The sequence below is a fragment of the Pseudoalteromonas sp. S3178 genome, from assembly GCF_005886985.1.
Classification (GTDB): Bacteria; Pseudomonadota; Gammaproteobacteria; order Enterobacterales; family Alteromonadaceae; genus Pseudoalteromonas; species Pseudoalteromonas carrageenovora.
The window spans coordinates 21,562-47,028 of record NZ_PNCW01000072.1; the positions used below are offsets into that span (position 1 = coordinate 21,562).

General features: G+C 40.1%; 24 protein-coding genes. 13 read left to right on the plus strand and 11 right to left on the minus strand.

Translation table 11 applies throughout. The annotated features are described in order from the left end of the window. The first annotated feature begins 93 nt into the window (after positions 1-93). The 8 genes from CWC11_RS17830 to CWC11_RS17865 all read left to right on the plus strand — a co-directional run bounded on the left by CWC11_RS17830 (position 94) and on the right by CWC11_RS17865 (position 10,084). Positions 94-621, plus strand: coding sequence for an acyloxyacyl hydrolase (locus CWC11_RS17830; RefSeq protein ID WP_138683765.1), 528 nt, complete (start codon positions 94-96; stop codon positions 619-621). Between the two features lie 116 nt (positions 622-737). Next, complete coding sequence (locus CWC11_RS17835; RefSeq protein ID WP_138683766.1) at positions 738-2,099, plus strand: TolC family protein; 1,362 nt, start codon at positions 738-740, stop codon at positions 2,097-2,099. Beyond that, positions 2,096-3,241, plus strand: a complete 1,146-nt coding sequence (locus CWC11_RS17840; protein ID WP_138683767.1) for an efflux RND transporter periplasmic adaptor subunit — start codon at positions 2,096-2,098, stop codon at positions 3,239-3,241. The genes CWC11_RS17835 and CWC11_RS17840 overlap by 4 nt, the downstream gene beginning before the upstream one ends. Next, positions 3,241-6,426 (plus strand): efflux RND transporter permease subunit, encoded by a 3,186-nt coding sequence (locus tag CWC11_RS17845; protein WP_138683768.1) that lies wholly within the window; start codon positions 3,241-3,243, stop codon positions 6,424-6,426. Before CWC11_RS17840 ends, CWC11_RS17845 begins: the two co-directional genes overlap by 1 nt. After that, positions 6,426-7,106: a response regulator transcription factor gene (locus CWC11_RS17850; protein WP_089348561.1), complete on the plus strand. Its 681-nt coding sequence runs from the start codon at positions 6,426-6,428 to the stop codon at positions 7,104-7,106. The genes CWC11_RS17845 and CWC11_RS17850 overlap by 1 nt, the downstream gene beginning before the upstream one ends. Then, complete coding sequence (locus CWC11_RS17855; RefSeq protein WP_138683769.1) at positions 7,106-8,395, plus strand: sensor histidine kinase; 1,290 nt, start codon at positions 7,106-7,108, stop codon at positions 8,393-8,395. The genes CWC11_RS17850 and CWC11_RS17855 overlap by 1 nt, the downstream gene beginning before the upstream one ends. Positions 8,396-8,588: 193 nt before the next feature. Next, a complete protein-coding gene (locus CWC11_RS17860; protein ID WP_138683770.1) occupies positions 8,589-9,638 on the plus strand; it encodes a hypothetical protein in 1,050 nt (349 codons plus the stop codon). A gap of 101 nt (positions 9,639-9,739) precedes the next feature. Continuing rightward, positions 9,740-10,084 (plus strand): PDZ domain-containing protein, encoded by a 345-nt coding sequence (locus CWC11_RS17865; protein WP_024033228.1) that lies wholly within the window; start codon positions 9,740-9,742, stop codon positions 10,082-10,084. Between the two features lie 155 nt (positions 10,085-10,239). Here CWC11_RS17865 and CWC11_RS17870 read toward each other — a convergent pair whose 3' ends face one another. The 3 genes from CWC11_RS17870 to CWC11_RS17880 all read right to left on the minus strand — a co-directional run bounded on the left by CWC11_RS17870 (position 10,240) and on the right by CWC11_RS17880 (position 14,152). Then, a complete protein-coding gene (locus CWC11_RS17870; protein ID WP_138683771.1) occupies positions 10,240-11,187 on the minus strand; it encodes an alpha/beta hydrolase in 948 nt (315 codons plus the stop codon). 107 nt (positions 11,188-11,294) lie between these two features. Further along, positions 11,295-12,152, minus strand: a complete 858-nt coding sequence (locus tag CWC11_RS17875) for an MBL fold metallo-hydrolase (protein WP_138683772.1) — start codon at positions 12,150-12,152, stop codon at positions 11,295-11,297. Between the two features lie 116 nt (positions 12,153-12,268). Then, entirely contained in the window at positions 12,269-14,152 is a 1,884-nt protein-coding gene (locus tag CWC11_RS17880) for an AMP-binding protein (protein ID WP_138683773.1), read from the minus strand. A 183-nt stretch (positions 14,153-14,335) separates the two neighbouring features. Between CWC11_RS17880 and CWC11_RS17885 the strand changes: the two genes are divergently transcribed. After that, a complete protein-coding gene (locus tag CWC11_RS17885) occupies positions 14,336-14,740 on the plus strand; it encodes a nucleotide triphosphate diphosphatase NUDT15 (protein ID WP_138683774.1) in 405 nt (134 codons plus the stop codon). Here CWC11_RS17885 and CWC11_RS17890 read toward each other — a convergent pair. From CWC11_RS17890 to CWC11_RS17905, 4 genes are all read right to left on the minus strand, one after another. Next, a complete protein-coding gene (locus CWC11_RS17890; protein ID WP_138683775.1) occupies positions 14,730-15,818 on the minus strand; it encodes a polysaccharide lyase family 7 protein in 1,089 nt (362 codons plus the stop codon). The genes CWC11_RS17885 and CWC11_RS17890 overlap by 11 nt on opposite strands. Positions 15,819-15,946: 128 nt before the next feature. Continuing rightward, positions 15,947-16,891, minus strand: coding sequence for an alpha/beta fold hydrolase (locus CWC11_RS17895; protein WP_138683776.1), 945 nt, complete (start codon positions 16,889-16,891; stop codon positions 15,947-15,949). Positions 16,892-16,937: 46 nt separating this feature from the next. Further along, positions 16,938-17,708, minus strand: a complete 771-nt coding sequence (locus CWC11_RS17900) for a substrate-binding periplasmic protein (RefSeq protein WP_138683777.1) — start codon at positions 17,706-17,708, stop codon at positions 16,938-16,940. 90 nt (positions 17,709-17,798) lie between these two features. After that, positions 17,799-18,809 (minus strand): AraC family transcriptional regulator, encoded by a 1,011-nt coding sequence (locus tag CWC11_RS17905; protein ID WP_138683778.1) that lies wholly within the window; start codon positions 18,807-18,809, stop codon positions 17,799-17,801. 98 nt (positions 18,810-18,907) lie between these two features. On the opposite strand from CWC11_RS17905, the gene CWC11_RS17910 reads away from it, so the two are divergent. Together CWC11_RS17910 and CWC11_RS17915 are read left to right on the plus strand one after the other, a co-directional pair. Beyond that, positions 18,908-19,354: an SRPBCC family protein gene (locus tag CWC11_RS17910; RefSeq protein ID WP_138683779.1), complete on the plus strand. Its 447-nt coding sequence runs from the start codon at positions 18,908-18,910 to the stop codon at positions 19,352-19,354. Then, the gene (locus tag CWC11_RS17915; protein ID WP_138683780.1) at positions 19,351-20,181 is read left to right on the plus strand and encodes a sterol desaturase family protein; all 831 of its coding nucleotides are present in this window, start codon (positions 19,351-19,353) and stop codon (positions 20,179-20,181) included. Before CWC11_RS17910 ends, CWC11_RS17915 begins: the two co-directional genes overlap by 4 nt. Here the strand turns inward: CWC11_RS17915 and CWC11_RS17920 are convergent. Next, a complete protein-coding gene (locus tag CWC11_RS17920) occupies positions 20,178-20,561 on the minus strand; it encodes a hypothetical protein (protein ID WP_138683781.1) in 384 nt (127 codons plus the stop codon). The two genes, CWC11_RS17915 and CWC11_RS17920, sit on opposite strands and share 4 nt — an antisense overlap. Continuing rightward, positions 20,558-20,863, minus strand: a complete 306-nt coding sequence (locus CWC11_RS17925) for a hypothetical protein (protein WP_058547511.1) — start codon at positions 20,861-20,863, stop codon at positions 20,558-20,560. The genes CWC11_RS17920 and CWC11_RS17925 overlap by 4 nt, the downstream gene beginning before the upstream one ends. Before the next feature lie 271 nt (positions 20,864-21,134). On the opposite strand from CWC11_RS17925, the gene CWC11_RS17930 reads away from it, so the two are divergent. Next, complete coding sequence (locus CWC11_RS17930; protein WP_104642088.1) at positions 21,135-21,554, plus strand: VOC family protein; 420 nt, start codon at positions 21,135-21,137, stop codon at positions 21,552-21,554. A gap of 176 nt (positions 21,555-21,730) precedes the next feature. Beyond that, on the plus strand, positions 21,731-22,525 hold the full coding sequence (locus tag CWC11_RS17935; RefSeq protein WP_249330765.1) for a hypothetical protein: 795 nt from the start codon (positions 21,731-21,733) through the stop codon (positions 22,523-22,525). A gap of 2 nt (positions 22,526-22,527) precedes the next feature. Here the strand turns inward: CWC11_RS17935 and CWC11_RS17940 are convergent, their stop codons facing one another. Next, positions 22,528-24,153: a sensor domain-containing diguanylate cyclase gene (locus CWC11_RS17940; RefSeq protein ID WP_138683782.1), complete on the minus strand. Its 1,626-nt coding sequence runs from the start codon at positions 24,151-24,153 to the stop codon at positions 22,528-22,530. Between the two features lie 200 nt (positions 24,154-24,353). Continuing rightward, a complete protein-coding gene (locus CWC11_RS17945; RefSeq protein ID WP_138683783.1) occupies positions 24,354-25,238 on the minus strand; it encodes an AraC family transcriptional regulator in 885 nt (294 codons plus the stop codon). Positions 25,239-25,467: the final 229 nt, after the last annotated feature.

A 25,467-nucleotide genomic window follows, 5' to 3' on the forward strand; every position in this document is an offset into this window, starting at 1 on the left:
TCATAGCGTAATTGATTAATCTATAATGGCTAATGCTGCTGTGTTTAGTTCAAGCAATTGCGATAAAAAAGAAAACTGCTTGAGGTGAACAACATGAAACTTTTTAAACTATTTTTAATAGCAATAACGTTATACGCAGACGCTGCAACGGCTGCACAAAACTACTTTTCAATGAGCTACATTCAAGGTGAGGGCGACGTACAAGGCGTTAAACTTGCTTATCAATACGGCCTAGATTACCAAATAGAAGGATTTGAGGAACTCGAAATTTACCTTGAAGCGAACGTTAACTTTTTTGAATATGACGACCCAAAACGTTACGACGCTAATTTAGGTTTATCGCTCTCGCCTGTTATTTTTTATCCTATTGGTAGCATTGCAGGTAACCGTGTTTTTGCCGAGTTTGGGATTGGTTTAAGCCTATTAGACGACACTAAATTTGCGGGTAAAAACATAAGCACCCATTATCAATTTGAAGACCGCCTAGGCATAGCCATGAAATTTGGCGATAGGGAACAGCACAGCGTATCTCTTAAGTATTTTCATTATTCAAACGCAGGTATTAAAAAGCCCAACCCAGGCCTCGATTTTATCTCGCTAAGCTACACACGCGCACTTTAATATTATCCACCTCGGTGAAAAATACTTCACTGAGGTTTTTAGTTAACCCCTTTTAACCCATCCTTAACCCTTGCTCTAATAAACTATGTGTAATGATGTAAATTAGGCACAGTTAAATGGTTTATTTTAAAAAGCGCTCAACAGTTTTATTGCTTGCACTTAGCTGTACGCTTGCTGCGTGTAGTAGCCAGCCAAGCTATACAGGTAATAGCACCGAGCAATCGCTAAAGCAGCATGCAAATTGGCAATACACACAAGAAGATGCAACCGAGGTTAGTTATATCACTGATTTAGTGAATATAGCGGGGCTTGATTCGCTTATTGAGCAGGCTGTTGCAAATAACCCTTCGTTTAACCAAGTGCATGTGGCGCTAAAACTTGCTTATGCACAGCGCGATGTAACCGCAGCAAGCCAGTGGTTTAGTATAGATGCCGACTTTGACGCTCAGCGAAACGAAACGAGTGGCACGCAGTACAGCTCATCGGTAGGTGTAAGCTGGGAAGCCGACGTATGGCAAAAAATTGCTGATAACGTTGCCGCGCAAGACATGACCATTGCTAGTAATCAAGCCACTTATCAAGGCGCTAAAGACACCTTAGTAGCAAGCGTTATACGCACGTATTTAAACATTATTTTGCAGCAAGATTTATTAAATATAGAGCAGCAGCGTTTAACGGTTCTAGAAAATAACGAACAAAGTATTGTTGAGCGTTACCAATACGGCTTAGGCGATTTAGAAGCCCTTGATACCGCCCGCACTGATACGTTATCGACCCGTGCCACTATTGCCGATTACCAAGAGCAAATAGCGCAAGCTAAACGTGCTTTAGTATTATTAGTAGGCGTTGATAAGCTTGAAAACTTACCTACTACTTCTGTTTTACCTGAGGTTGTTGAGCCACTAAGCGCGTTACCAGAGCAAGATTTAGCGCGTCGCCCCGACCTACAAAGTGCCTATTACAATATCCAATCTAAACGTTATTTAGTTGATGTAGCTTACAAAGATTTACTGCCAAGCATTACGCTTTCGGCATCGCTTAGCGATTTAGCAACTACACCAAGCCAAGCGCTATTAACCAGCCCAGTTTGGAACTTATTAGGAAGCTTAAGTGCGCCATTGTTTCAAGGTGGAGCATTGCGTGCACAAGTTGATATTGCAAAATTAAATGCCGAACAAGCGTTTTGGGAATATCAAGACACCTTATTAAGCGCCGTAAACGAAGTAGAAAATGCGCTAGGCCAAGAGCAATCATTAACGCAGCAGCAGCTACAAATTAGCAAAGCGCTTGCCAGTGCTAAGCGCAGTTTTAGCAACTATCAAAGCAAATACCAGCAGGGATTGGTTGATATTTTAGACCTACTAACCGTGCAGCAACAGGTATACGACCTACAAGCTCAGCTTAGCCAAATAAATTACACCCTTTTAACTAACCGTATAGATTTAGGCCTTGCCTTGGGCCTTGGAGTATCGTCATGAAAATTTCGCCAGCACCTGTTGTTGTAACCCTAGTTGCCATTGTTTGCATAGGGCTTGCTATTACATATAACGGCCAAAAAATGGCAGCACAAGCGAACGGGCCAAAGCCTGAGCCAACTGAATCTATAGCGCCAAATGTAACGGTAATTAATGCTGTGCCAAGTACGTATCAAGCATATGTTAGCGGCCACGGTGAAGCCAAAGCACATTGGGCACTTACCTTAAAAGCGCAAGTTAAGGGCGAAATAACGAATATGAGTGAGCAATTTGCCACAGGTAATTTAGTTAAAAAAGACCAAGTACTTGCACAAATAGATAACACCGAATACCTACAAGCAGTCGCGAGTGCTAAAGCCACCCTTGCCGATGCTAAGCTTGCACTTCAAGAAGAGCAAGACTTAGGAGGCCAAGCAAAACGTGAATGGCAGCGCTCGGGCGTTACTCAAGCTCCCAGCTCACCATTAGTATTTAGAACGCTACAGCTAGAAGCTGCACAAGCTACTGCCGATAATGCTCAATACGCATTACAAACAGCGCAACGAGATGAAAAAAATACTCGCCTTAGCGCCCCGTTTGATGCTGTTATTTTATCGCGCGATATAGACCTAGGTACGTATGTAAGCATTGGCGACACGCTTGCTACATTAAACAGCACCGACAAAGTAGAAATTAGCGTACCGCTTTCATTAAGTCAGTGGCAAAACTTAGCAAGCGATAAGTCGGGAGAGGTTATTTTAAGCGATGTAACAACCCAAAATCAGTGGCAAGGTTACATTGCTCGTTTTGAGCAACACCTTGACGACAGCTCGCGCCAGCGCAGTGTAGTGGTTGCGCTAGACAAACCTTTTGAGCAAGCAACACCGTTATTGCCAGGTACTTTTTTAGCGGTGCAAATTGCTGGTAAATCGCTTAATAACGTAATTAAATTACCAGCTTCTGCGGTATCGCAAGATGGCCTAATTTGGTACGTAAACGAGCAAAACAGCTTAGTAAGCATTAAAGCTAATAAAGTATTTGAGCGTGATGAATATGTTTATATTTCGCCTATTGAAGGGCAAAGTAACTTACGTGTTGTTGCACGCCCGCTAGTGAGCTACCTAAACGAAATGTTAGTAAACCCCGTAGTTGAGGAGATGCCATAATGAGCCCGCATCAAGCACCGCAATTACCTAATAATACTAACCCTTTGCACGGCATTATTAGCTGGTTTGCTAATAACTCAGTAGCGGCTAATTTATTACTAATTAGCGTAATAGTAATGGGCATAATGTCGCTTTCTACCTTGCGTAAAGAGGCGTTTCCTAGCCTTGAGCCTGATACTATTTCGGTATCGGTGGTTTACGACAGTGGCGATGCCCTGCAAGCAGAAGAAGGCATAGCTCTAAAAGTAGAAGAAGCTCTTGAAACCGTACCCGGCATTAAGCGTATTACCTCTACATCCGATGCCAGCGGCAGCCATGTAAGCATTGAGAAAAAAACCGACTACTCGTTAGATGAACTACTAACCGATGTAAAAAACCAAGTAGATGCCATAAACAACTTTCCGGCAGATGCCGAAGAGCCGGTGATCGATAAAGCCCGTAGGCAAGATCACGCATTATCCATACAATTATTTGGTGATGCCGACCGCCATACATTGCAAAGCCTAGGTGAGCAATTAAAAGCTGATTTATTAGCTAAATCAGGCATTAGCGATGTAGAGCAATCGGGCGTGCTTGACCCTATGATGTCGGTAGAAATCGACGAAGGTAAATTACAAGCCTACGGTTTAACCATTAGCGATGTAAGCGAGGTGATTAACAACGAATCATCGAGCCCGCTTTCTACTAGCTTGCGCGATAGCAACAAAATTATGCGCCTAAAAGCCGCTGACCAAGCTTATTGGCAGCGCGACTTTGCCGATATTGTATTGCTAACAACGCAAACAGGCACACAAATTAAATTAGGTGATGTAGCAACCGTTACCGACACCTTCGCAGAAGATACCAACTCGTTAAGCCGTTATAATCAAAAAAATGCTGTAGGCATTGAAATTTTAATGGATGAAAACAGCGATATAACCACCATTGTTGAGCAAGCACACAGCGTTATCGACACGTGGCACGAGCGCGGTTTATTGCCACAAAATGTAGAGCTTGAAAGCTGGCAAGATAAAAGCACCATGATCACCGAGCGTCTATCGCTGCTTACTAAAAATGCCGTAACCGGTATTATTATGGTGTTTGTAATTTTAGCGATATTTTTAAACGTACGTGTTGCATTGTGGGTTGCCGGTGGCTTGCCATTTGTATTTTTTGGCACACTGTATTTTATGACCGACAGCTTCACCGCGCTTACCATAAATGAAATGACCACCTTTGGTTTTATTATGGCACTGGGCATAGTGGTCGACGATGCCGTAGTAGTGGGGGAGAGTATATACACTACCCGCAAAAAACATGGCGATACCCTTAATAACACTATTTTAGGCACCATGAAGGTAGCTGTACCCACTATATTTGGCGTATTAACCACGGTGGCTGCGTTTGTTGCGCTTTCGAATGTATCAGGCAACCTAGGTAAAATTTACGCTCAGTTTGCAACCGTAGTGACTATTTGTTTATTACTTTCTGTTGTTGAATCAAAGCTTATTTTACCGTCGCATTTAGCGCACGTAAGCACTAAACGCCAATTAAAGTCAGGTCTTAGTGGCTTGTGGTCAAAAGTACAGCACGGTGCCGACAGCGGCTTAAATTGGTTTAGCGTTAATGTGTATCGCCGCGTAATTGAATACTCACTACGCTTTAGATATGCAGTAGTCGCTGCATTTATTGCATTTTTTATACTTGTTATTGGTATGCCTATGACGGGGGCGGTAAAAGTTGGTTTTTTCCCAAGCATTGCCGGCGATACTGTCAGCGCTGAGCTTGTTATGCAAAACGATGCTGCTTATGGGCAAACTAATAAAAACTTGTTAGCGCTTGAGCAAAGTGCACTGCAAGCACAGCAAAATTTAATGGATAAGTACGACTCGCAAGATAGCGAAATAACCAGCTTACAATTAGTGAGCAGTAGCGATACAGGCGGTACGGTAAGTGTTGAGCTGTTAAACGAAGGCGAATTTACCGCCAACGAATTTGCACAAGAATGGCAACGTCTTGCTGGCATGCCAGAGGGCAGTAAAAAGCTACAAGTATTGGCCACACGTAAAATGGTCGATAACTTTAAAGTAGAGCTAAAAGCATGGGATGACGAAACCGTTATGGCCGCAGGCGCACTGTTTAAAGAGCGCTTACAAAACACCGCTGGTGTTAATGGCATAGACGACAACTTAAACCCAGGTCAGCCACAGCTTAAATTTACTTTAAACGCACAAGGCCGGGCTTTAGGTATGGATACCGCGAGCCTATCAGAGCAAGTATTACAAGCTTTTGGTGGTGCAATTGTACAGCGCTACCAGCGCGATAAAGACGAAGTAAAAGTACGTGTACGCTACCCAGAAAACGCTCGTAAAACACCGGCCGATATATTGCAATCGCGTATTAGATTACCCGATGGCACTGTTGTGCCTTTAATTAACGTAGCCAATATAAGCAGCGAATATCAGCAAGATGAAATAACCCGTATTGATGGCCTACGTGCAATTTACTTAAGTGCTCAAGTAGATAAAAACGTAGTGGCCTCTAATGAACTGGTTGATAATTTAAGCCGCGATTTAGTACCTGAGCTTACTAAGCAGTTTCCTAACTTAAGTATTCACTTTGCTGGTGAAGCCGAAGAGCAAGACGAAACCACAGGCTCAATGGGCACTATGTTTATAGCGGCGTTATTAGTTATTTACGTATTGCTGGCTATTCCGCTTAAATCTTACATTCAACCTGTATTGATTATGGTGGCGATTCCGTTTGGTATTGTGGGTGCTATTTTAGGCCACTGGTGGAACGACTTAACCATAAGCATACTTTCTTTAAATGGTATTTTGGCGCTAAGCGGGGTAGTAGTAAACGACAGCCTATTACTTGTTTCGCGCTTTAACGAGCTTGTAAAAGACGAGGGCATGAATACGCACGATGCCATTATAGAGTCGTGTACAAGCCGCTTACGGGCTGTTTTGCTTACCTCAATTACAACGTATGCGGGCTTAGTGCCGTTATTAAGTGAAACATCATTGCAGGCACAGTTTTTAATTCCAGCTGCGGCATCGCTTGGTTACGGTATTTTATTTGCAACCGTAATTACATTAATACTAATACCGGCCTTATTAATGATTCAAATAGACGTTAAGCGCTTACTAGCCAATGTGTTAGACTTTTTAAGTGGTAAACGCACTCAAGGAGCTGCCTCTTAATGATAAACGTACTACTGGTTGAAGACGACATAGACCTTGCAACAACAATTGTAGATTACCTCGATATAGAAGACATTGAGTGTGACCATGCAAGCAACGGGGTTATGGGTTTAAATTTAATCCAAAATAATCAGTACCAAATGATTATTTTGGATGTAAATATGCCCAAAATGGATGGCTTAACAATGTGTAAAACATTGCGCGAACAAGGTAAAGATACGCCGGTATTAATGCTGACTGCTCGCGATAGCCTCGACAACAAACTAGAAGGCTTTGCCGCCGGTAGCGACGATTATTTAGTTAAACCTTTTGCCATGAAAGAGCTAGTAGCACGTGTACAAGTACTTGCAAAGCGTAAAAGCGGTGAGGCTAAACGCCTCACTCTAGCTAATTTAAAGTTAGATTTAGCTCAGCGCTGTGCAAGTGTTGAAGAGCAAACATTAAAGCTCTCTCCCATTGCCTTTAAACTGCTCGAAACCTTAGTACGCGAAGCGCCGCAACCTGTTACACGCAGCGCTATTATGCAAGCCGTTTGGGGCGAAGAGCAGCCCGACAGTAATAGCTTAAAAGTGCATATATACCATTTGCGTAAGCAGTTAGAGGCAGCTACTGAGCAAGTAAAACTTGAAACCATTCCAAGTGTTGGCTTTGCAATAAAACCAACCCAAGAGCAACCGTAATGAAAATAAGGCCAAGCCTAAGAATTTACTTTTTTGCCAGTATGGTGGTGCTTAGCTCTGCTATGGCCATTGGTTTTTCATTTTTAAGCGTCAATTACTTTATTGATGGTCTAGATAAAGGCTTAAATGGCGTTATGTTTGCGCTTTCGCAAACGGCAAAGGTTGAAGATGGGCAACCAATTGAAATGGTCGGTTTTAGTGTTGCGAGTCGCTGGGAAGATATGCCAAAGGAGATAAAGCAACGATTTATAAAACCAACTCACAATGGCGTACTTCAAAAAAGGGCAGATAAGTCATCTTTTTTTTCGATGCCCGAAAACCTATTTTTTGCCGTGTATTATCAAAACGAAGCTGGAGAGTCGCGTTATGTATCGCGCATCATGCTTGAAAAAGACCGCCCTAGAAAACAAATTACCGATGAAAAACCAATGCAAAGGTTGTTTTGGATAGCCTTAACGGGGGTTACGGCAATTGCTTTATTTACCTTCTTTTTGTTTATGGTAATGAAAAAAATAGCCAAGCCAGTTGAATCGCTACGTGGTTGGGCTAAGTCGTTAAATCAGAAGAACTTACAAAACACGCCACCCGATTTTACCTATAACGAACTAAATACCTTGGCAACGCTAATACGCAGTAGCTTGCTTTCTGCTCACGACAGCGTAGAGCGCGAACAACGCTTTTTAAGTTATGCAAGCCACGAGCTGCGTACACCAATATCGGTTATTCGCAGCAATGTAGAGCTACTCAACCGCTTAAGCGAAAAAGCGCCATTAAGTGATAAACAACAGCTTACATTGCAACGCATAGAACGCGCCGGTTTAACCATGAGCGACTTAACCGATACGCTATTATGGCTAAGCCGAAACGAAGAGCAGCAAAGTAGCCCAGAGCCCGTAAACCTGGCCGATAAAATAACAACCCTAAGCACCGAACTTAATTATTTACTTATCGCAAAGCACGTTAATGTGGCTTTAAACACACAGCAAGACTGCACAATTACAACCGATGCCACTGCTTGTCATATTGTACTTACTAACTTAATTCGTAATGCTTATCAGCATACACAAGCGGGGCAAGTACACATTTCGCAGCAAGGCAGTAAAGTCACAATTATTAATTGCAGCGCAAAAGATGATGCCCCCGTCGCTAAAACATCCACAGCAAAACACGCCAGTATAGGTTACGGACTAGGCCTGCAATTAAGCGAAAAAATAATCAAACGCCACGGCTGGGTATACGAAGTAAACGACATGCCAGGGCGCTACGAAGTGGTGGTCGATTTTAGTTAGTTATTAGGTTAATTAGGCTAGAAAGTATTGATAACCGCGCTAAAGCTTTTTATAAAGAGTTAGCGCGGTTTTTTGTTGTAGGTGTGAAGTTTAAAACAAGTAATAGTAAAGTGTTAAGTAATTTGATAAAACCTTAGAGGCTAAGAGATTCGCAGAATGTTAATTTATTAATCTCCAATAAAATTGAGGTCGTATGGAATTAAAAGACTTTGGTTATCATCAATTTGATAGCTTTATGGAAGAGCATAAAATAGAAATTAGCGATGAGAGCTATTTAGGTGTGCGTTTAAAAAATTTAGGTAATGGGGGTTCTGGTTCAAATATACTAAATATTAATGCTGCAGTTGAATCTCTTGTGGGCATTGATAGACATGAATCATGGCTTGTTGAAAACCTCAAGTTGCTATCTTACGAGTCTTATAAATCCAATGACAAAAAAATTCAGTTAAACTCAAAAGTAGCTGCTGAACTTATTGCAGGCGGACAACTATCTAATGTTTTTCATGAAATTGAGCCTTTAGTAGAAAGGCAGGGTCAAAAAAATCCTGATTTTAAGTTACTAGACTCTACTTATTTGGAAGTATATTGTCCCCAAACATCTCAACAGAATATTGAAGCGGTACAAAAGCAACATAATGAACAAAAAGATAAAATGGTTTCGTTTTCATTCTCTCACCCCCAAACAGGACAAACAGTAGGAGCAAAAAGGTACCCTTCAAATAAGATTATAGATAGAGTATTAAGCCACAAAAGAAATAATGACCAAACCAAAGTTGATTCTTATAACTTGCTTTGGCTTGATTTAACTCATGGTTTTAATGCTTTTTGCGATGATGCCCTGCCATTAGTCACTATCCACCATGTAGGTACTATATATACTGGTAGTTTTGGTATTTGGCATGCATTTTATGGCAAAAAACGTAAGTCTACTTTTGCCCCTGAGAGAACAGAGTTACGTTATCTAAACTCTAATTCTGGTTATTACCAACAAATGGAGGATGGGCTATTTAGGCAAAGAGAGTATTTGAATGGTGCCTTATTGTTAACTAAAGATGGTTTGATTTTCTTTGAAAATCCATGGGCAAAAATGGCATTACCGGAGGAGGTAAAGAAAAAAATCACTCAACTCTACAGATTTCGGGCTAACTATTCATGGTTTCAAGCTGGTGAAAAGATTATGCCGAGTGAGTTGGTTGAGAGGGAGTTAAATAAGATAGAATGGCTCTACCAAAAGAGTGACTAATCAGTTTTCAAACGCTTACAGTTTAAAGCTATTTTTAAATTAATTTTTATTGTTAGATTTATTCTATAAGCTCGTTATATTTACATGGAGTGTTTATTTTTATGTTCAAAATTATAATTATTTTAATATCAATTATTTCTTTTAATGCCTTGGCAGCAGAAGAAGTGAAGCTTGGAGTTGTAGGGAATGTTGGGGCTGATGGCTTTTTTAGCCCAAAAGTAATGTCATTTATTATTGAAAACGTAAAGCCTAATTCACCCGCTGAAAAAGCAGGGATTGTTGCAGGGCAAAAAATTATTTCTATAGAAGGCTGTAAAATTCCGGGCTGCCCTGCCAGTAAAGCAAAAAAATTAATGCGCAAGGAGTCAGGAGATATCTTACAGTTAGTTTTAGAAAATGAGGATGGTAGCCAAGTTCCTTTAGAAGTTCCTATGAATGCTTGGTAAGCCTAATGAGCTTTAAAGCGCCGTTAATTGTCGGATGGCGCTGCGCTTGCGACCTACGTTTTAAAACGGTTTGAAAGTACATTAAAAAGCGGCTTGACGCAATGAACGTTAAGCCGCTTTTTTGTGATTACTGATAGGATAATACTTGTAAATGATTACTCGGCTGCAGCTTGTTTGGTTTTTCTAAACATAAACTCAAGCGGAATATGTAAGCGTTTTGCCCATGCGTTTTCGGTGTGATCTTCCCCTGGGAAGTACTGGCTTTGCCAAAGTTTTGCCGGATACTTATGCTCCATAAATAAATCATCAATTTGCGCTTGTAACTTAAGGTACATGGCATCTAAGGTGCTGTCGCCATAATCAAAATACACCTTTTGGTTACTTAGCTTTGCGATGTTGTTGGCAATGTACTGTTTAAATTGTGCAAATACTTCGTCGTCGTGGCTAAAAATACCCGGCCAGTGGGTCGACATACTAATAGCACCTGCAAATTCGTTAGGGTAATTAAGTAGTGTATACCACGATATAAGCCCACCCATGCTAGAGCCACCAATATAGCGGTGCTGCGCGCCTTTATTTACGTTGTAGTTAGACTCTATATAAGGAATAACTTCTTTAACTAAAAAGCGTGAGTAGTTGTCTGAGTACACCTTAGAGGCAAATAATTTGTGGCCTGGGTATTTTTCTAACTGGTATAGGGCGTTTTGCTTTTGTTTGCTCAAGGCCTCAAACGGTTTTTGTGGGTAGTATTCGCTGTGGCGGTTTTCTACGGCGTTAGGAATGCCTACCACAATAAATGGGCGTACTTTGCCTTGCTCCATTAATGAGCCAGCTACTTCATCTACGCGCCACTCTTGCTTGTTCCATGTGCTATTGGCATCAAACAGCATGCGGCCATCGTGCATGTAAAGTACATCGTAGGTGGTGTTTTTGCTGTAACCTGGCGGTAACCATACATTTAAAAAACGGTTTTTTACAAACTGTGATTCTATATTGTCGATCACCTCAATATGGCCCTTGCTTACTTGCACTTTGGCCGTGTTTGCATAGCTGGTATGCACTACAAATATTGATAAGCTAAACAGTAAAGCAACTAATTTCATGGTGGCGCCTTAGCATACAAAAAGTGCACTATCACAAGCTCGCATTGTTAATTCAATGTGAATACGTATGCACTTGTATTTAAGCAACAAATGCATACACATACAATTTATAAATCGCTGCGCCAGCCCATGCCCGACTCTTCCATAAGGCGCTCGTATACGCCTTCAATATTAAGTGGCAACCATGCTTTGTATTGCTTTAAATCTGAAAATTCATCGAGCTTAACGTTTTGTTTTATTTGCTCTAGGCTTTGTCCTGCAAGCGCTGCGGCGGTTACTTGGCTGTAAAGCTGCTCTATATAACTTAAGTAGCGTGCAACATCAGCCTTACTACCTATGTCGGCATGGCCGCCCACAAAGGTATTAAAATCGTAATTTAAAACCGCTTGGGTTGAATTAATCATACCTTGAATATCGTAGCTCCATAGTTTTTGCCATGGCATTCTGCCAATGACTATCCAGTCGACCACAAATAGTGTTTTTTGTTTTTCGAACAGCATACTTACCGAGCCTCGGCCATCGTTAGGGCCGTGGTAGTTAAGTTTTAAGGTTGAGTCGCCAAGGGTAAGTATTAATTCGTCATCAAAAGTAAGGTTAGGCATAACCGTTTTTATTTGTGTGTTTTTAATATCTTGCGCGGTAAGTTTGTGTGCTACAAAGGTAGTGTGCGGGCTTTTAAATACCTCGGCGCCGTAAATATGGTCGCTGTGATTATGGCTATATACAACGTATTTTACCGGTACATTAAAACGCGTTTTAATTTGCTCATTTAGCCATGTGGCTGCTTTTTTATTAAGTGGGTCGGTAACGATTGCGCCTTGTGGGGTAATTAAAAATACCGAACGGTGTCTGTCGTCAATAAAGCGGTGGAGGCCATCGCCTAAATCTTCAATTTCGTAACTTTGCGCCATAAAACCTGTAAATAGTAGGCTGGTGGCAAGTAGTGTTTGTAATAAGCGAAGCATGCACAATCCTGTTTAATGTTCTTAGTGTTAAGTAAGAAAGTGCTAATGAGTAAAAAATTTCAGTCAAAGTAAAAGCCATTTTATTTTAAATATAAAATGGCTTTATTAAGTTGGATTTAACGCAGGGTGAGCTGTTGGTTTATTTCTTCAAAAATACCAGCATCATCTATGGTTGAAGGTATTTGTAGTTCGTCGCCATCAATAAGTTGACGTAAATTTTTACGTAGTATTTTACCTGAGCGTGTTTTTGGTAAGCGCTCTACACTCACAATAGTTTTAAGGCAGGCAATAGCGCCTATTTGGTTTCGTACTGTTTGAACAAGCTCTTGCTCTACATCGGTAGGGGAGCCAGTAAAATCGTTTTTAAGAACAATCATCGCCATAGGTAATTGCCCTTTTAGGTTATCGGTAACTCCAAACACAGCGCATTCGGCAACGGCTGGGTGGGCTGCTACTATTTCTTCCATTTCGCCAGTTGAAAGCCGATGGCCTGCTACATTTATAACATCGTCTGTGCGGCCCATTATAAATAAGTAGCCGTCGTCATCTATGTAGCCACCATCGCCCGAAAGGTAGTAACCCGGGTACTCCGCTAGGTAACCTGTTTTAAAACGTGGTGTATTTTGCCAAATGGTTGGCATGCAACCTGGTGGCAATGGCAGTTTTATTACTACAGCACCTTGCTCGTTTGGTGCGCATTGCTCGCCATGCATATTTAGTATTTGCACATCAAACCCTGGGGTTGGCACCGTTGAGCTGCCTGGTTTTGTTACTAATTCTTCTATGCCTACGGGGTTACAAGCAATGGCCCAGCCTGTTTCGGTTTGCCACCAGTGATCGAGTATTGGTAGGTTTGTTTTTTCTTTAAGCCAGTTGTAAGTTGGCGGGTCTAGCCGCTCGCCCGCTAAAAATAAGCGTTTTAAACTACTGGTGTTGTGTTGCTTAAAGCCCTCTGCGTTAGGGTCTTCTTTTTTAATGGCTCTAAATGCAGTTGGCGCGCTAAATAATGCATTTACCTTATACTCTTCAACCACTCGCCAAAATGCACTGGCGTCGGGAGTGCGTACAGGTTTGCCTTCAAATAAAATAGTGGTGCACCGGTACATTAACGGCGCATACACTATGTATGAGTGTCCAACTACCCAGCCAATATCTGAAGCAGCCCAAAACACATCACCGGGCTGCATGCCGTAAACGGTTTCCATGCTGTAGTGCATAGCAACTGCGTGACCGCCGTTTTCGCGCACAACACCTTTAGGTGTGCCTGTGGTGCCAGAGGTATATAAAATATAAAGTGGGTCGCTTGCATTAACGACAACAGGCGCAACTTCTTTGGCGCTTTGCATTGCGTTGTCCCAATTAATATCGCGTGTAGGCGTTAATGGCGCAATTGCTTGCTCGCGCTGATAAATAACACAATGATCTACCTTGTGTGTGGCAAGGTCTAAAGCGTTATCTAGCAGTGGTTTGTATTCAATAATGCTATCTACCTCTACGCCACATGAAGCGCTCAGTACTAGCTTTGGTTTAGCATCGTCAATGCGTACAGCTAATTCGTGGGCTGCAAACCCACCAAATACCACTGAATGAATTGCTCCTAAGCGGGCGCAGGCCAACATGCCTATTACAGCTTGGGGGATCATAGGCATGTAAATAACAACCCGGTCGCCTTTACTAACGCCTAATGATTGCATTACACCTGCAAATTTAGCTACCTGCTGTTGCAGTTGTAAGTAACTATACGTTTGCTTGGTATTGGTTACAGGGGAGTCGTAAATGAGAGCTGTTTGTTCACCAAAGCCTGCAATTACATGTTGGTCGAGCGCTAAAAAGCTGCTATTTAATTGGCCGCCGTCAAACCAGTGGTAAAGGCCGTCGTTGTCTTGTGTGTAGGCGTGTTCGGGTTTTTTGTACCAAGGTAGGCGCTTTGCTTGTTCGAGCCAAAACTGCTCTGGGCTTTGCTTAAAATTATTATAATGTTGTTTATATGGGCCTAACATAATTGGCTCCTAATACTAAATATGTGTGAGAGACCTTACAAAAGTAGGCCTTTTTTTAAGCAATAGGTATTCGACTATGGTCGGCTAAAAGTTAATCAGCAAAGTGTTTTTTATATAGCAAAATTGACAAAATAAACTGTGTAGCTCAGCATGGCGGGCAATTAAAATGAGTGAAAACAATTTATGAGTAACACAGTACGAGTAGGCGTGGCGGTTATTATTATGCGCCAAAACACTATTTTATTAGGTGAGCGAATAGGTGCACATGGTGCAAATACATGGGCAACGCCCGGCGGGCATTTAGAATTTGGCGAAAGCGTTGAGCAGTGTGCAATACGCGAGGTATGTGAGGAAACAGGGCTAAATGTAAGTAAAGTAACTAAGCTAGATTTTACTAACGATATTTTTAGTGCTGAAAACAAACATTACATTACTTTATATGTAAAAGCCGATTACGAAGGCGGTGAGCCTGTGCTAAACGAGCCAAATAAATGTATTCAGTGGCGCTGGTGCGATATTAATAATTTACCTTCGCCACTGTTTACATCACTTAAAAACTACTTAACTACAACAACGCTTACGGCTTAGTTGATGGGCTTAATACTAATTTTTTAAAGCTTACTTGCGCGTAATCGCCATTTTGTTTGTCTGTAGCCCAATCACCCGTACCTAAACAACCTGGGTACCAAATTCCTTTAGCGCTTTTGGTACTACATTGGTTATACGCACCCGCTTTAAAGTAATGCCAATCGGCAGCGTAGCCATTAGGATGATCTTTATCATCTACTTTGCCATAAGCATCTACGTTATTACCTAAGTTAATAGAGTAGTTAACGTCCTTTTTGCCTTGAGCACTAAATGTTAGGTGCATAACATTTTTATGTACGTTTACGGTGTAGCTAAAGTCTTCGCCAAGCGCTATACCGTTAGCCGCTGGGTCATCTGGGTTTTCCCAGGTGTTGCCCCATACAGGGTAAGTAATGTCGGTACGGTTAGGATCTTTTTTTGGTAAGTTACGCTCGTAGTTCCAAAAAACAGATCCGGTTTTATGGCCTGGCCATTTTTTGTAATAAATTTTAAGTGGTTCGTTGCCCCAGCCATAGCCCAGCTTAGTGTCTATAAGTGCTTGATCTTTACCTGCATGTATTTGCCCTACAACCACTGAGAATGCAGCTTTCTTGCTAGGGTCGGTAGCACGTAGCGCAACGTGATCTACTTTTAATGTTGCTTCCATTTTTCCGCCTACTGAGCCAAAACGCTCCGATAGCGGGTGGACAGCAAGTGCAAAATTGTTTTTTGAATTTTTAGTTTTTATTTTGGTGTTTGTTCCGCGGATCATTTGTCGTAATTCACTGCGGGTATTGGTTGAATTTGCGCTGGTAAGCGCTTTATTTGGCGAAGTAAATACCATATAACCCTGATCATCAAGGTAGAAAAAATCAGGGTGTGCGTAAGTTTGAATTTCTTCAACGTCTACTGTATCTATTTTTCCGTCGTTGTTTAAATCGACAGGTACGTTAATTTTCCAGTTTGATAAATCAAATTTTGATGCAGGGACTGCTGCATTATTTTCAACTTTAGTATTTGTACTAGCGCAGCCCATAAATAATAAAGGAGTAACAGCAGCAAGTGCTGTGAGTTTAAAAGTAGATGTATATTTTTTCATGGTTGTCTCTGTGTGATGATTTTAAAAGTAAACGATATTAACTTCGCTTAGCTTTAATTTAACATACCAATTTAAAATATCAACATTACCAATTTTAGATTTTTGTTATTCTTAAACAAGGTTATTGGTTATACCAATGTGTTTTTTTGCTGTTTTTTGCGCTTTTTATTTAAGTGTTTACGCTGCGCCTTTTTTATATGCTTTGTTAGCCACTTTGTCATTTTAGGCATTAGCTCAGGGGCAAAATTATGGCCCATACCAGGGACTACTCTTAGCTTGGCCTTTTTTATAAGTGCGGCTGTTTTTTTACCGGCATTAAGCGGAATAACCACATCGTCACTGCCATGAATTACGAGTGTTGGGGTTTTAATTTTACGTATTAAATGTTGCCTGTTTTTACTTGCGGCCATAGCAACTAATTGGCGCTTATAGCCATTAGGATTATATGAGCGTTTTACAATTTGAGTTGCATGCAGGCGAAGTGCGCCTTCTGTTTGCGGATAAGCAGGGCTGCCAATAAGTTGATTAAGCTTAATATTATAATTTATTGCCTCGTCGTGGCTGGTGTTTTTAGGCTGTAATTTTGCAAGCTTTATAAATACGCCAATGCTTTTAGCACTGAGCCTTGGCAGGCTAGAGCTCGACATAATAGTGGTTAAGCTGAGCACCTTTTTTTTATGCTGTGCTGCTATCAACTGGGCTATCATACCGCCCATAGAAGCCCCCACAAAATGCGCTTTTTTAATTTTAATGGCTGCCATAAGCGCCAGTACGTCATCAGCCATGTCATCAAGTAAGTAAGGAGTTTTAGCGCGTATTGGTAAGCGTTTACTCAACCACGATTTAAATAAGCTGGGGTTTGTGTGGTGCTCTAAGTGAGTTGAAAGACCAGTATCGCGGTTATCAAAACGAATAACTCTAAAGCCTTTTTTTACCAAGCCATAGTAAAGCGAGTCGGGCCACACGGTCATTTGAGCGCCTAAGCCCATAATTAAAATTATTACAGGGGATTTTTTATCGCCTTCGTCTTGGTAGTTAAGCGTAATACCTTGAGGTGTTTTGATTGTTCGCATAGCCAAGTAGCATTGTTAGCTTTGCTAAAATTATAGGCGCTATTTATTACAACTTGTTGGCAGTGCTTGGTAAGGGCAGTTGCCACTTTTGTAAAATAGCGCTGTATTCGCCATTTTCTTTTATAAATGCTAAACCTTGAGCAATTTCTTGTGCAGATTGAGAATCAAAAAGCTTGCTTGCAGCAAAATTAAGAGAAGAGGGTAGCTCATCTAGATGAATGCGTTTGGTTATTAGATTTGGATCGAGCCCTGAACGTTCCAACTCATTATTAAGGGTGAGTGTATTCGTTACTACAAAATCGATACGATTTTTATATAGCATTTGCCAAAGTTGTTGGTAATAACTAACAAGAACTAGGTTTTTGTTTTCTGTAAATCCTTTACGCTTTAAGTAAGCTTCGCTTGAATAGCCTCGAATGGTAGCCACTTTATATTCTTTAGCAAAATTTAAGTGAACGACCTCATCTATGTGGCTTTTTAAACTAATTAAATAAGCATCTGCAAAATATACCTCGCCTAACCAAGTAAAGTTGTTAACACGATTTGGTGTTTTTAATAGCGATAGCATTATTGCGTTAGGATTTGCTTGCTGTTGCTTAAAAATACGTGCCATTGGCATTATTTCAAACTTGGCGGTTAAATGGCTCTGCTTTATTACTGCTTTTGCTATATCAACTAATGCGCCATCGGGTTCGTTATTTTTATTTATAAAATGATACGGCGGAAGGTCTTCGGCAATAAAAGTGACAGAATGAGCACTGCATAGGGCGCTATACAACATCATTACCATGGCACTAAATACAACACGCACAAACATAAATAAATCTTTTTAAGTAATATTACAGCTAGTGTAATGAGTGTGGCTTAAAAGGTATATATGTAATGTATATTTAATGTAAGTAAATGGTTACTTTTGGTTTTTAATATTGCCTTTTATAAATTTTAAGGGTGAGCAATTATGCCACCTCATAAAAGCACGATTGAAAGAGCTTTGATCTGTAAAACCTAAAATGTTTGATACTTCAGTAAGCGGTATATTACCTAATAAATTAACAACACGACTTTTACGTTCTTTTTCGAGTAGTTGAGCAAAAGTTAAGCTTTGTTTTTTTAAGCGCCGTTGTAATGTACGAGGCGTTACATTGAGCGCATTTGCTATGCCTAATAGGTTGCAGTTTTGCAATGTAGTTTTTGCTATAAGTAATTGTTTAACTTTTTCACTTATACATCCCTGGCTTTTAAAGCTAGTTAACTGCTGTTCAGATAGTTGTTTAAATGTTTTATTTATAACGGCGTTGTCGGTTTTAAATGCAAGGGTTAAGTAACTGCTTGGAAAGTTTATCTGGTTATATTGCGCATTACTTTTAACTGGGCAAGCAAACCACGACTCTAAGTGCTGCTGTTGCTTTAACTGCCAATTATAGGTAAAGCTTATACTACTTGGTGAAAGTGATGAGCTTATTAGCTGGCGAATAACACTCACCCACGCAGTCATATTTCGTAATACAACTTGTTCATTACAACTCGAATTCGCCAGCCAGCGAACGGTTGCCGTGTCGCCATTTAACAAAAATTGAGCTTTACCAATATCGGCTACTAAGCTGTCGTAGTTTAAAAGCGCTTGTATTGCATTGCTAAGGTTATCGCTTGATTCAATTAGATAGCCCAGTACACCGTAATCGGCAGTGCGAATATGTTTTCCCAGCTCAAATCCAAATAGTGGGTTGTTAAGTGCCGTGCTGGCAAAACTTAATAATGCGTTGTAACTCTGTAAGCTTATACGCGGAGCAAGTTGCTGGCTGCTTTTATTTACATACTCATTAAAACTGATTGCATTAAGTGCCTCTTTATAATCAACATCTTGAGTTTGCAAGTAATCTAAAATACTCGAAAAATAATGATCAGCCAATGTGTGCATTTGTCGTCTAAAGCTAAAAAATGGTCGTGTATGAGCAAGTTTGCCATGTTAAGTTTTTATATGCTAGTTGAATGCTAAATAACCTCATGCTGTAAATAATGATTTTTATTAAAATAAAGAAAACGCTTGATGCATCGCCTTCAAAAATAACAGAAACACTGTTAAATCATAAGCAACTAGGGCGATTTTTTAATGCTAAATTTAAGCTAGTAGCGGCTGAAAATAACGGTGAATTAAAAGGGGGTAAAGGCGCTATTCGGCAAGTAAAAATGGTAAATGCGGCGTTTAACGAGCAAATTATAAGTGCTAACCAAAGCCATATTTGCTATCAAATAATAGGTAATAAACCTGTCGCTAACCACCAAGGTGATATATACCTAAGCGCAAATACAACACTAGAAGGTCTTAGAACAAACTTAAGTTACTATATTCAATGCAAAGCGCCTTGGTGGCTGCCAAATATTCTTCTAAAACATGTAATTACAAAAGACATAACCCAAGCATTAAATAAATTAGAACATTATTTGCTAGTGGGGGATGTATGAGCTCAGAAATTATTTTACTCGCCATAAGCCCGGTATTTTTGCTTTTTGTTTGCTACGAGTTTATTAAGTTTAAACGTTATTACGACATAAAGGACAGCCTGGCAAATACCGCCTTAGCGCTACTCCATCAAGGTGCTGATGCACTTGCTTTATTACTGCTAATGCCTTTTTTTTATTGGCTGTATGAATACCGGTTATTTGATATTGAACTAAGTATTTTAAGTGTTGCTTTTGCCTTTTTACTGCAAGATTTTTTATATTATTGGTTTCATCGGGCATCACATCATATTCACTGGCTGTGGGCTGCGCATGTAGTGCATCACAGCTCTACCAAAATGAATTTTACAACGGCATTTAGGCAAAGTGTAATGTACCCCGTAGCGGGTATGTGGGGATTTTGGCTACCTATGATCTTGCTAGGCTTTGACCCATTAACCGTATTTAGCGTAGTGGCACTTAATTTGGCGTATCAATTTTTTGTGCATACGCAAATAGTAGGCAAGTTAGGCTGGTTTGAAAGCGTATTTAATACACCGTCTCACCATCGGGTTCATCATGCGATTAATAAAAGCTACCTTGATAAAAACTTTGCAGGCGTACTTATTATTTGGGATAAGCTATTTGGTACCTTTGTAGAAGAAGATATAAATCAGCCATGCAAATACGGCATAGTAGGGCAATTAAATAGTAATAACCCACTAATAATAACGTTTCATCAGTGGGCTCATTTATTTAAAAGTGCGTTTAAAGCAAAAGGTTTAAAAGCTAAATGTAAGGCGGTACTTGGCTACCCAACAAGTAGCGTTAAAGATAAAGCGGCCAGTTAACCTAGCGGCTTTTTACTTCTTGGGGCGCCTAATAAAATGCACATATGGCAAATACACACCGACAAAAATGCGCTAATACCTAATGCACCGCCATAGCCATCGAGCTTAGGTACTAAGTATTCAAATAGTAACGAAAATAAAATAGATGAACTGGCAACCGTGTAAATACCAAACCGATGCGGTGCACTCATACCTATAAATGTGCCTCCAAAAAATACGACTGAGTACAAGTTGGGGTTTAGGTTTAAGGCGCTTAAAATTAAATAGGCAATAATAGAAAGTGAGGCCGAGGCACGTATGCCATCAAAGCGATTATGTTTAGCTAAATAAAACGTTAAAAATGCGCCGAGTAAAGCAATAAGTGGATATTCTATGTTCATAAAACGACGCCTTTAGCTAACATAAATAAAGCGACACTTGCAAAGGCAACACTGCCAAGCTTACCGCCAAAGCCTGTAAACATATTTATGGTAAGCACGTATAAGCTAGCCCCAATGACTGAAATTATTGCTATTTCCCAATAACTTGTAATTAAGTGCGTAGAGCACATACCAGCAAAGCTGCCTGCGTAAATTGCAGCATACGGATGATTTTTATAACGCGCAGGAAAAGGAATAAACGAGCCAACAAGCCCTGTAAGTGCAGCTGAAATCACTAAAGGCAATGCAAAAGTGGTGTGCATTGCAAAGCAGGCTAAAAAGCCAAAAAAGAAAGTGATGAATTTTAAAAATAAGAATTTAATCATAGCGGCGCATTTTAAACTAATCCTTTTACGCTTTCTAACAATCCTTAATAAATAAAACAGCATTATTAGCTTAAAAAGTTATTAAGGTTATTTTTTAATCTCAGATGGTATTGTCTATGCTTATTTGTGGCTGTTAATGTTTCATAAATTATATTTTATGTATAATAGAGGTTATTAATATACAAATACTAAAAATTAAAGGTAATTTATGTCTAACTGTCTTCATTTGGCTATTCCGGCTGGCGATTTAAAAGTAGCTAAAGCGTTTTATTGCGATGTACTTGGCTGTAAAACAGGTAATAGCGAAGAAGGGCGCTGGGTAGATATAGATTTTTGGGGTAATGAGTTAACACTGCATCAAAGTGTTGAGCGCTTACCAACCGTTCGCCACGATGTAGATATGGGCGCAGTAGCTGTGCCGCATTTTGGTATTCATTTATCAGAAGATGAATTTAACGGTTTAAAAAAACGTATTGAAGCAGCAGGGCTTGAGTACCTTGATAAACCGTACCGCCGTTTTGTAGGTGATGAGTTTGAACAAGAAACTTTTTTTATTGAAGATCCAAACGGTAACGTGCTTGAAATGAAAACCATGGTAAACCCTGAGGTTTTATTTAAAAAAGCGTAATTAGTGTTTTATTTATTAAATATTAGGCCACTTTTATAGTGGCCTTTTTTGTATCCTATGGGGTTTTGTGTACCCACAGGTGAAAATAATTGCATTATATGCGTTACTTTTATTCACTCTACAACACGTAATTTAAAACGTAGACTTTAAAGTAACTCTCATACTTTATAATTATTATGTTGCTTTTAAAACTCACCATTGCGCCTCTACTTTTATTATTAATTAACTATGCTCAAAAACGCTTTGGCAGCTTTGTGAGTGGCATTATTCCTGGCCTGCCAATTACATCTGGACCTATTTCTTATTTTATTGCGCTTGAGCAAGGCAAGTTATTTGCCAGTAATTCAGCGGTTGCATCTTTGTATGGTATGAGTGGTATAGGGCTATTTTGTTTTTGTTATGCAGCAATGCTTACAAAACACTCAGTTATTAAAGCTCTTTTTGCTGCGTTAACGCTGTGGTGCTTATTTAGTGTATTTACCTTGGTATTACCCATTAATATTGCGCTTGCGTGTGTTATTTCGCTGAGCGTTTTATTTGCGTTGGCATTTGCATCGAGTAAGTTAAAGTTTGCACCTGACGCAAAGCCATTTACCGCTGCGTGGGAGCTGCCGGTAAAAATGCTGTTGGTTACTAGCTTTATTGTTTTAGTTACGTTTATTTCGGCAAATATTGGCGCTAAGTGGAGTGGGTTACTATCTACCTTTCCGGTGATATTAGCGGTTATGGGGGGCATTGCTCACGCAAGTGATAAAAAGTTTTCGGCTTATAAAGTACTTAATGGTGGCATTATTGGCTCGTTAGGGGGCTGTATCTTTTTTGCTGTAATTGCACTCGCGCTTAAATTTAATTTTGTTATTTGGCAGGTATATGCAGCCGCAGCGGCTTGCTCAACATTGTTTACTATTATTATGAGCCACTATATAAACCGTAAACAGTTTGCTAAGCCGGTTACGGTTTTAAATACTTAAAGTTAGCCATCAACTAAAGTGAGTGGCTTTACTTTTCGCTGTAGTTTTTCATGATACATAGCGGTGTCGCCGGCTTTTAAAATTTCGTCAATATTTTTAGGAGGCTCACTAAATACACTGCTGCCAATGCTTGCTTTTATAGCAATAGGTTGGTCGTTATGCGTAATGGTGAGTTTGTTTAACTCTGTTTTTAGGTGGTGCGTTTTTGGATTTACCTGCGCTCTGGTATAAAAGTGGGCAAGTACTACAAATTCATCACCGCCTAAGCGACCGACTGCATCGCTGGTACGTACAATACTCTTTAAACTGGCGGCTACTTTACATAAAGCTTCATCGCCTACGGCATGCCCATAATTGTCGTTTATCTGTTTAAAGTCATCTAAATCTATATACATTAAGCACAAAACACCGCCTTTTTTGGCGTGCTGCTCAATAAGCCCTGCTGATTTTTTACCCCAGCCTCGGCGGTTTAAAATGCCACAAAGGTGATCGTAATCGGCTTCGGTTTCGGCGCGTCTTTGTGCTATTCGCATACGGCTAATACGCCTAGAAACAGCCACGGCTAGTAAAAATGACTCTACAGCAAAGGCTATAATTAAACCGTAGCGGCGCATAAATGGGCTTTCGTTTATTAATAAAATTCTAAAAATCATACTCACAAACACAAAGCTAAGCGCTATAAATACAAGTGCAGCTTCGCGAATACCTTTGCGAGCTTGCCAAGCCGATAATACAAACACCAAAGCAATAATAACCAAGGTTGTATAACCCGTAACTTTGCCAGCTATGTTCCACATTTGTGGCGTTTTAAACAGTATTTGTAAAACGCAAAACAGCATTACAACTAAAGCTAAGCCTTTTAAAAGGGGATCTACTTTTGGCCAGCTAACTTTAATTTGTAAAAGAGCACAAATAAACCAGGTTGCGCTTATAACACTAAAGCCAATAAACATTAGGTATATATTAAATAAAGTGCTGTTGTGCTGCGTGGTTAAAAATAAGTACAGTTGCCCTTCTTGTAAAAGTATAAAGCCGCCAATACAAAAAATGTATAAGCTGTAGAGCTTAAATATATCGTCTTCTAAGCGGCTTCCCATAATTAACACATACAAAATAAGCGTAATGCATAAGCCATAAAACAGCCCTAAAATCAGGTTTTGCTGTTGGCTTTTTTGCATAAATACTTCAATAGGTTGCCACTTAAAGACAGGACGAAACGGCATGGGGGAATATAAAGTTAAAACTGCCGTAGTTTCTCCTCGCTCTAATAAAAAAGCGGGTTTATTGTATTTTATAGGGGTAAGTATTGTATTTTGTTGCCGCCATTCAAAACTCTCAAGTGTAGAGCGATTAAAGCTAAACACACCACCGTGCTGTAATTGGCATTTTACCAAATATTGATTTTTACCAAATCGGGTTTCTAACCTTACTTGTTCGTCTGCATTTAAAGTTTTTGAGGGTGTTGTTATTGGATATGTTTGGCTAACTTCACAAGTTTGCGCAGCAAATGCAGGGTTAGTAAATAATAAAGTAGTTAAAAAAGCGCCTACAAATAAGAGTACGTACCTTTTAGGCCACTGAAGATAAAGTGTGAGTACTGCTAAAAAACTTAACTTTTTAAAAGCCATAGGCGAGAGAAAATAAATACTACATTTTTTTATACTAGCAGAGCTCGCCTATTTAGCTATTAGTTAATTACGGTGTATAGAGCTTTGTGGATTGAAATATATTCAAGCTAGGAGCGTTTTAATCGCGGCGCTAGGTTAACCCCCCGGAAAGCTTGCCATGCAGCTGTAAATTTAACCAACCATAAACACGCCCCTGTAAATTAACTGTGCAATTGAGTTAACACTTCGCTAGGTGTTTTATTAAAGTGGCGCTTAAACTCGCGGCTAAATTGCGAGGGGCTGGTATAGCCTACCTTTAATGCGGCCTCATTTGCTTTACTACCGTTGCTTGTAATGAGTTCTTTTGCTTTGGCTAAGCGTACTTTTTTTAAGTATTGCAATGGCGATTCAAAGGTCACTTGTTTAAAGGCGCGATGAAACGACGACACACTCATATTTACCTCTTCAGCTAAGCCTTCAACAGTAATTTGATCTGCATAGCTTTTATGCATGGTAGAAAGTGTTCGTGCTATTCGGGCGTAGTGCCCATCGTGCATGGCAAGGCCAATTAAAGTATGACCCTGAGGCCCACAAAGTACACGGTATACCAATTCTTTAATTATATCTTCACCAAAAATATCGGCTTCTAGCGGGCTATTTAGTGCGCTTAATAAACGATGAGTTACTTGCTCCATAGCACCATCTATTTTTGCTGATTGCACACCGCTCATTTGCCCAGAAGTAAACGGCGTATGTTCGCCCATTTGGTTTACTAACTTATGTAATGTTGCTGGGTTAATATCAACAACTACACCCATTACAGGTAGGCCGTTATCAGTAAAGGCTTCGCATTCAAGTGGTACGGGAACACCTAAAACCAGGTAGTCGCCAGCCCCATATTTTATTTGATGATCAGGGAAATGAATTATCTTATGCCCTTGGCCAACTAAAATAATACCAGAGTTGTAAATGAGTGGCTGACGAGGTGAACTCTTACTCGCACGATGAAAGTAAACTCCGGGAATAATAGTTTTCGTAACGCCCTCAAAATTGAGCAAATCATTGTGCTCGGCGTATTGCTGCAACATGTTGGCTATAGTGGGCATTAAAAAACCTTTTATCGTACAAATTTTGCGTAAAATAACAATGTTGGCAGTATTAGGCAAGCTTTAGGCATTTATTAGGCTTTTTTAATGTTTGTTTTGCCACTAATATGCACTCATTGAAATTTGGCTTAGTTAGTAACTAAGCATTCTATTTAGGGCGTGTTGATCTTTGATGGTTGAATTTGCAGCAGTATGTTTGGTTTTAGGTAAGGCAGAGCCTATGAAGTGT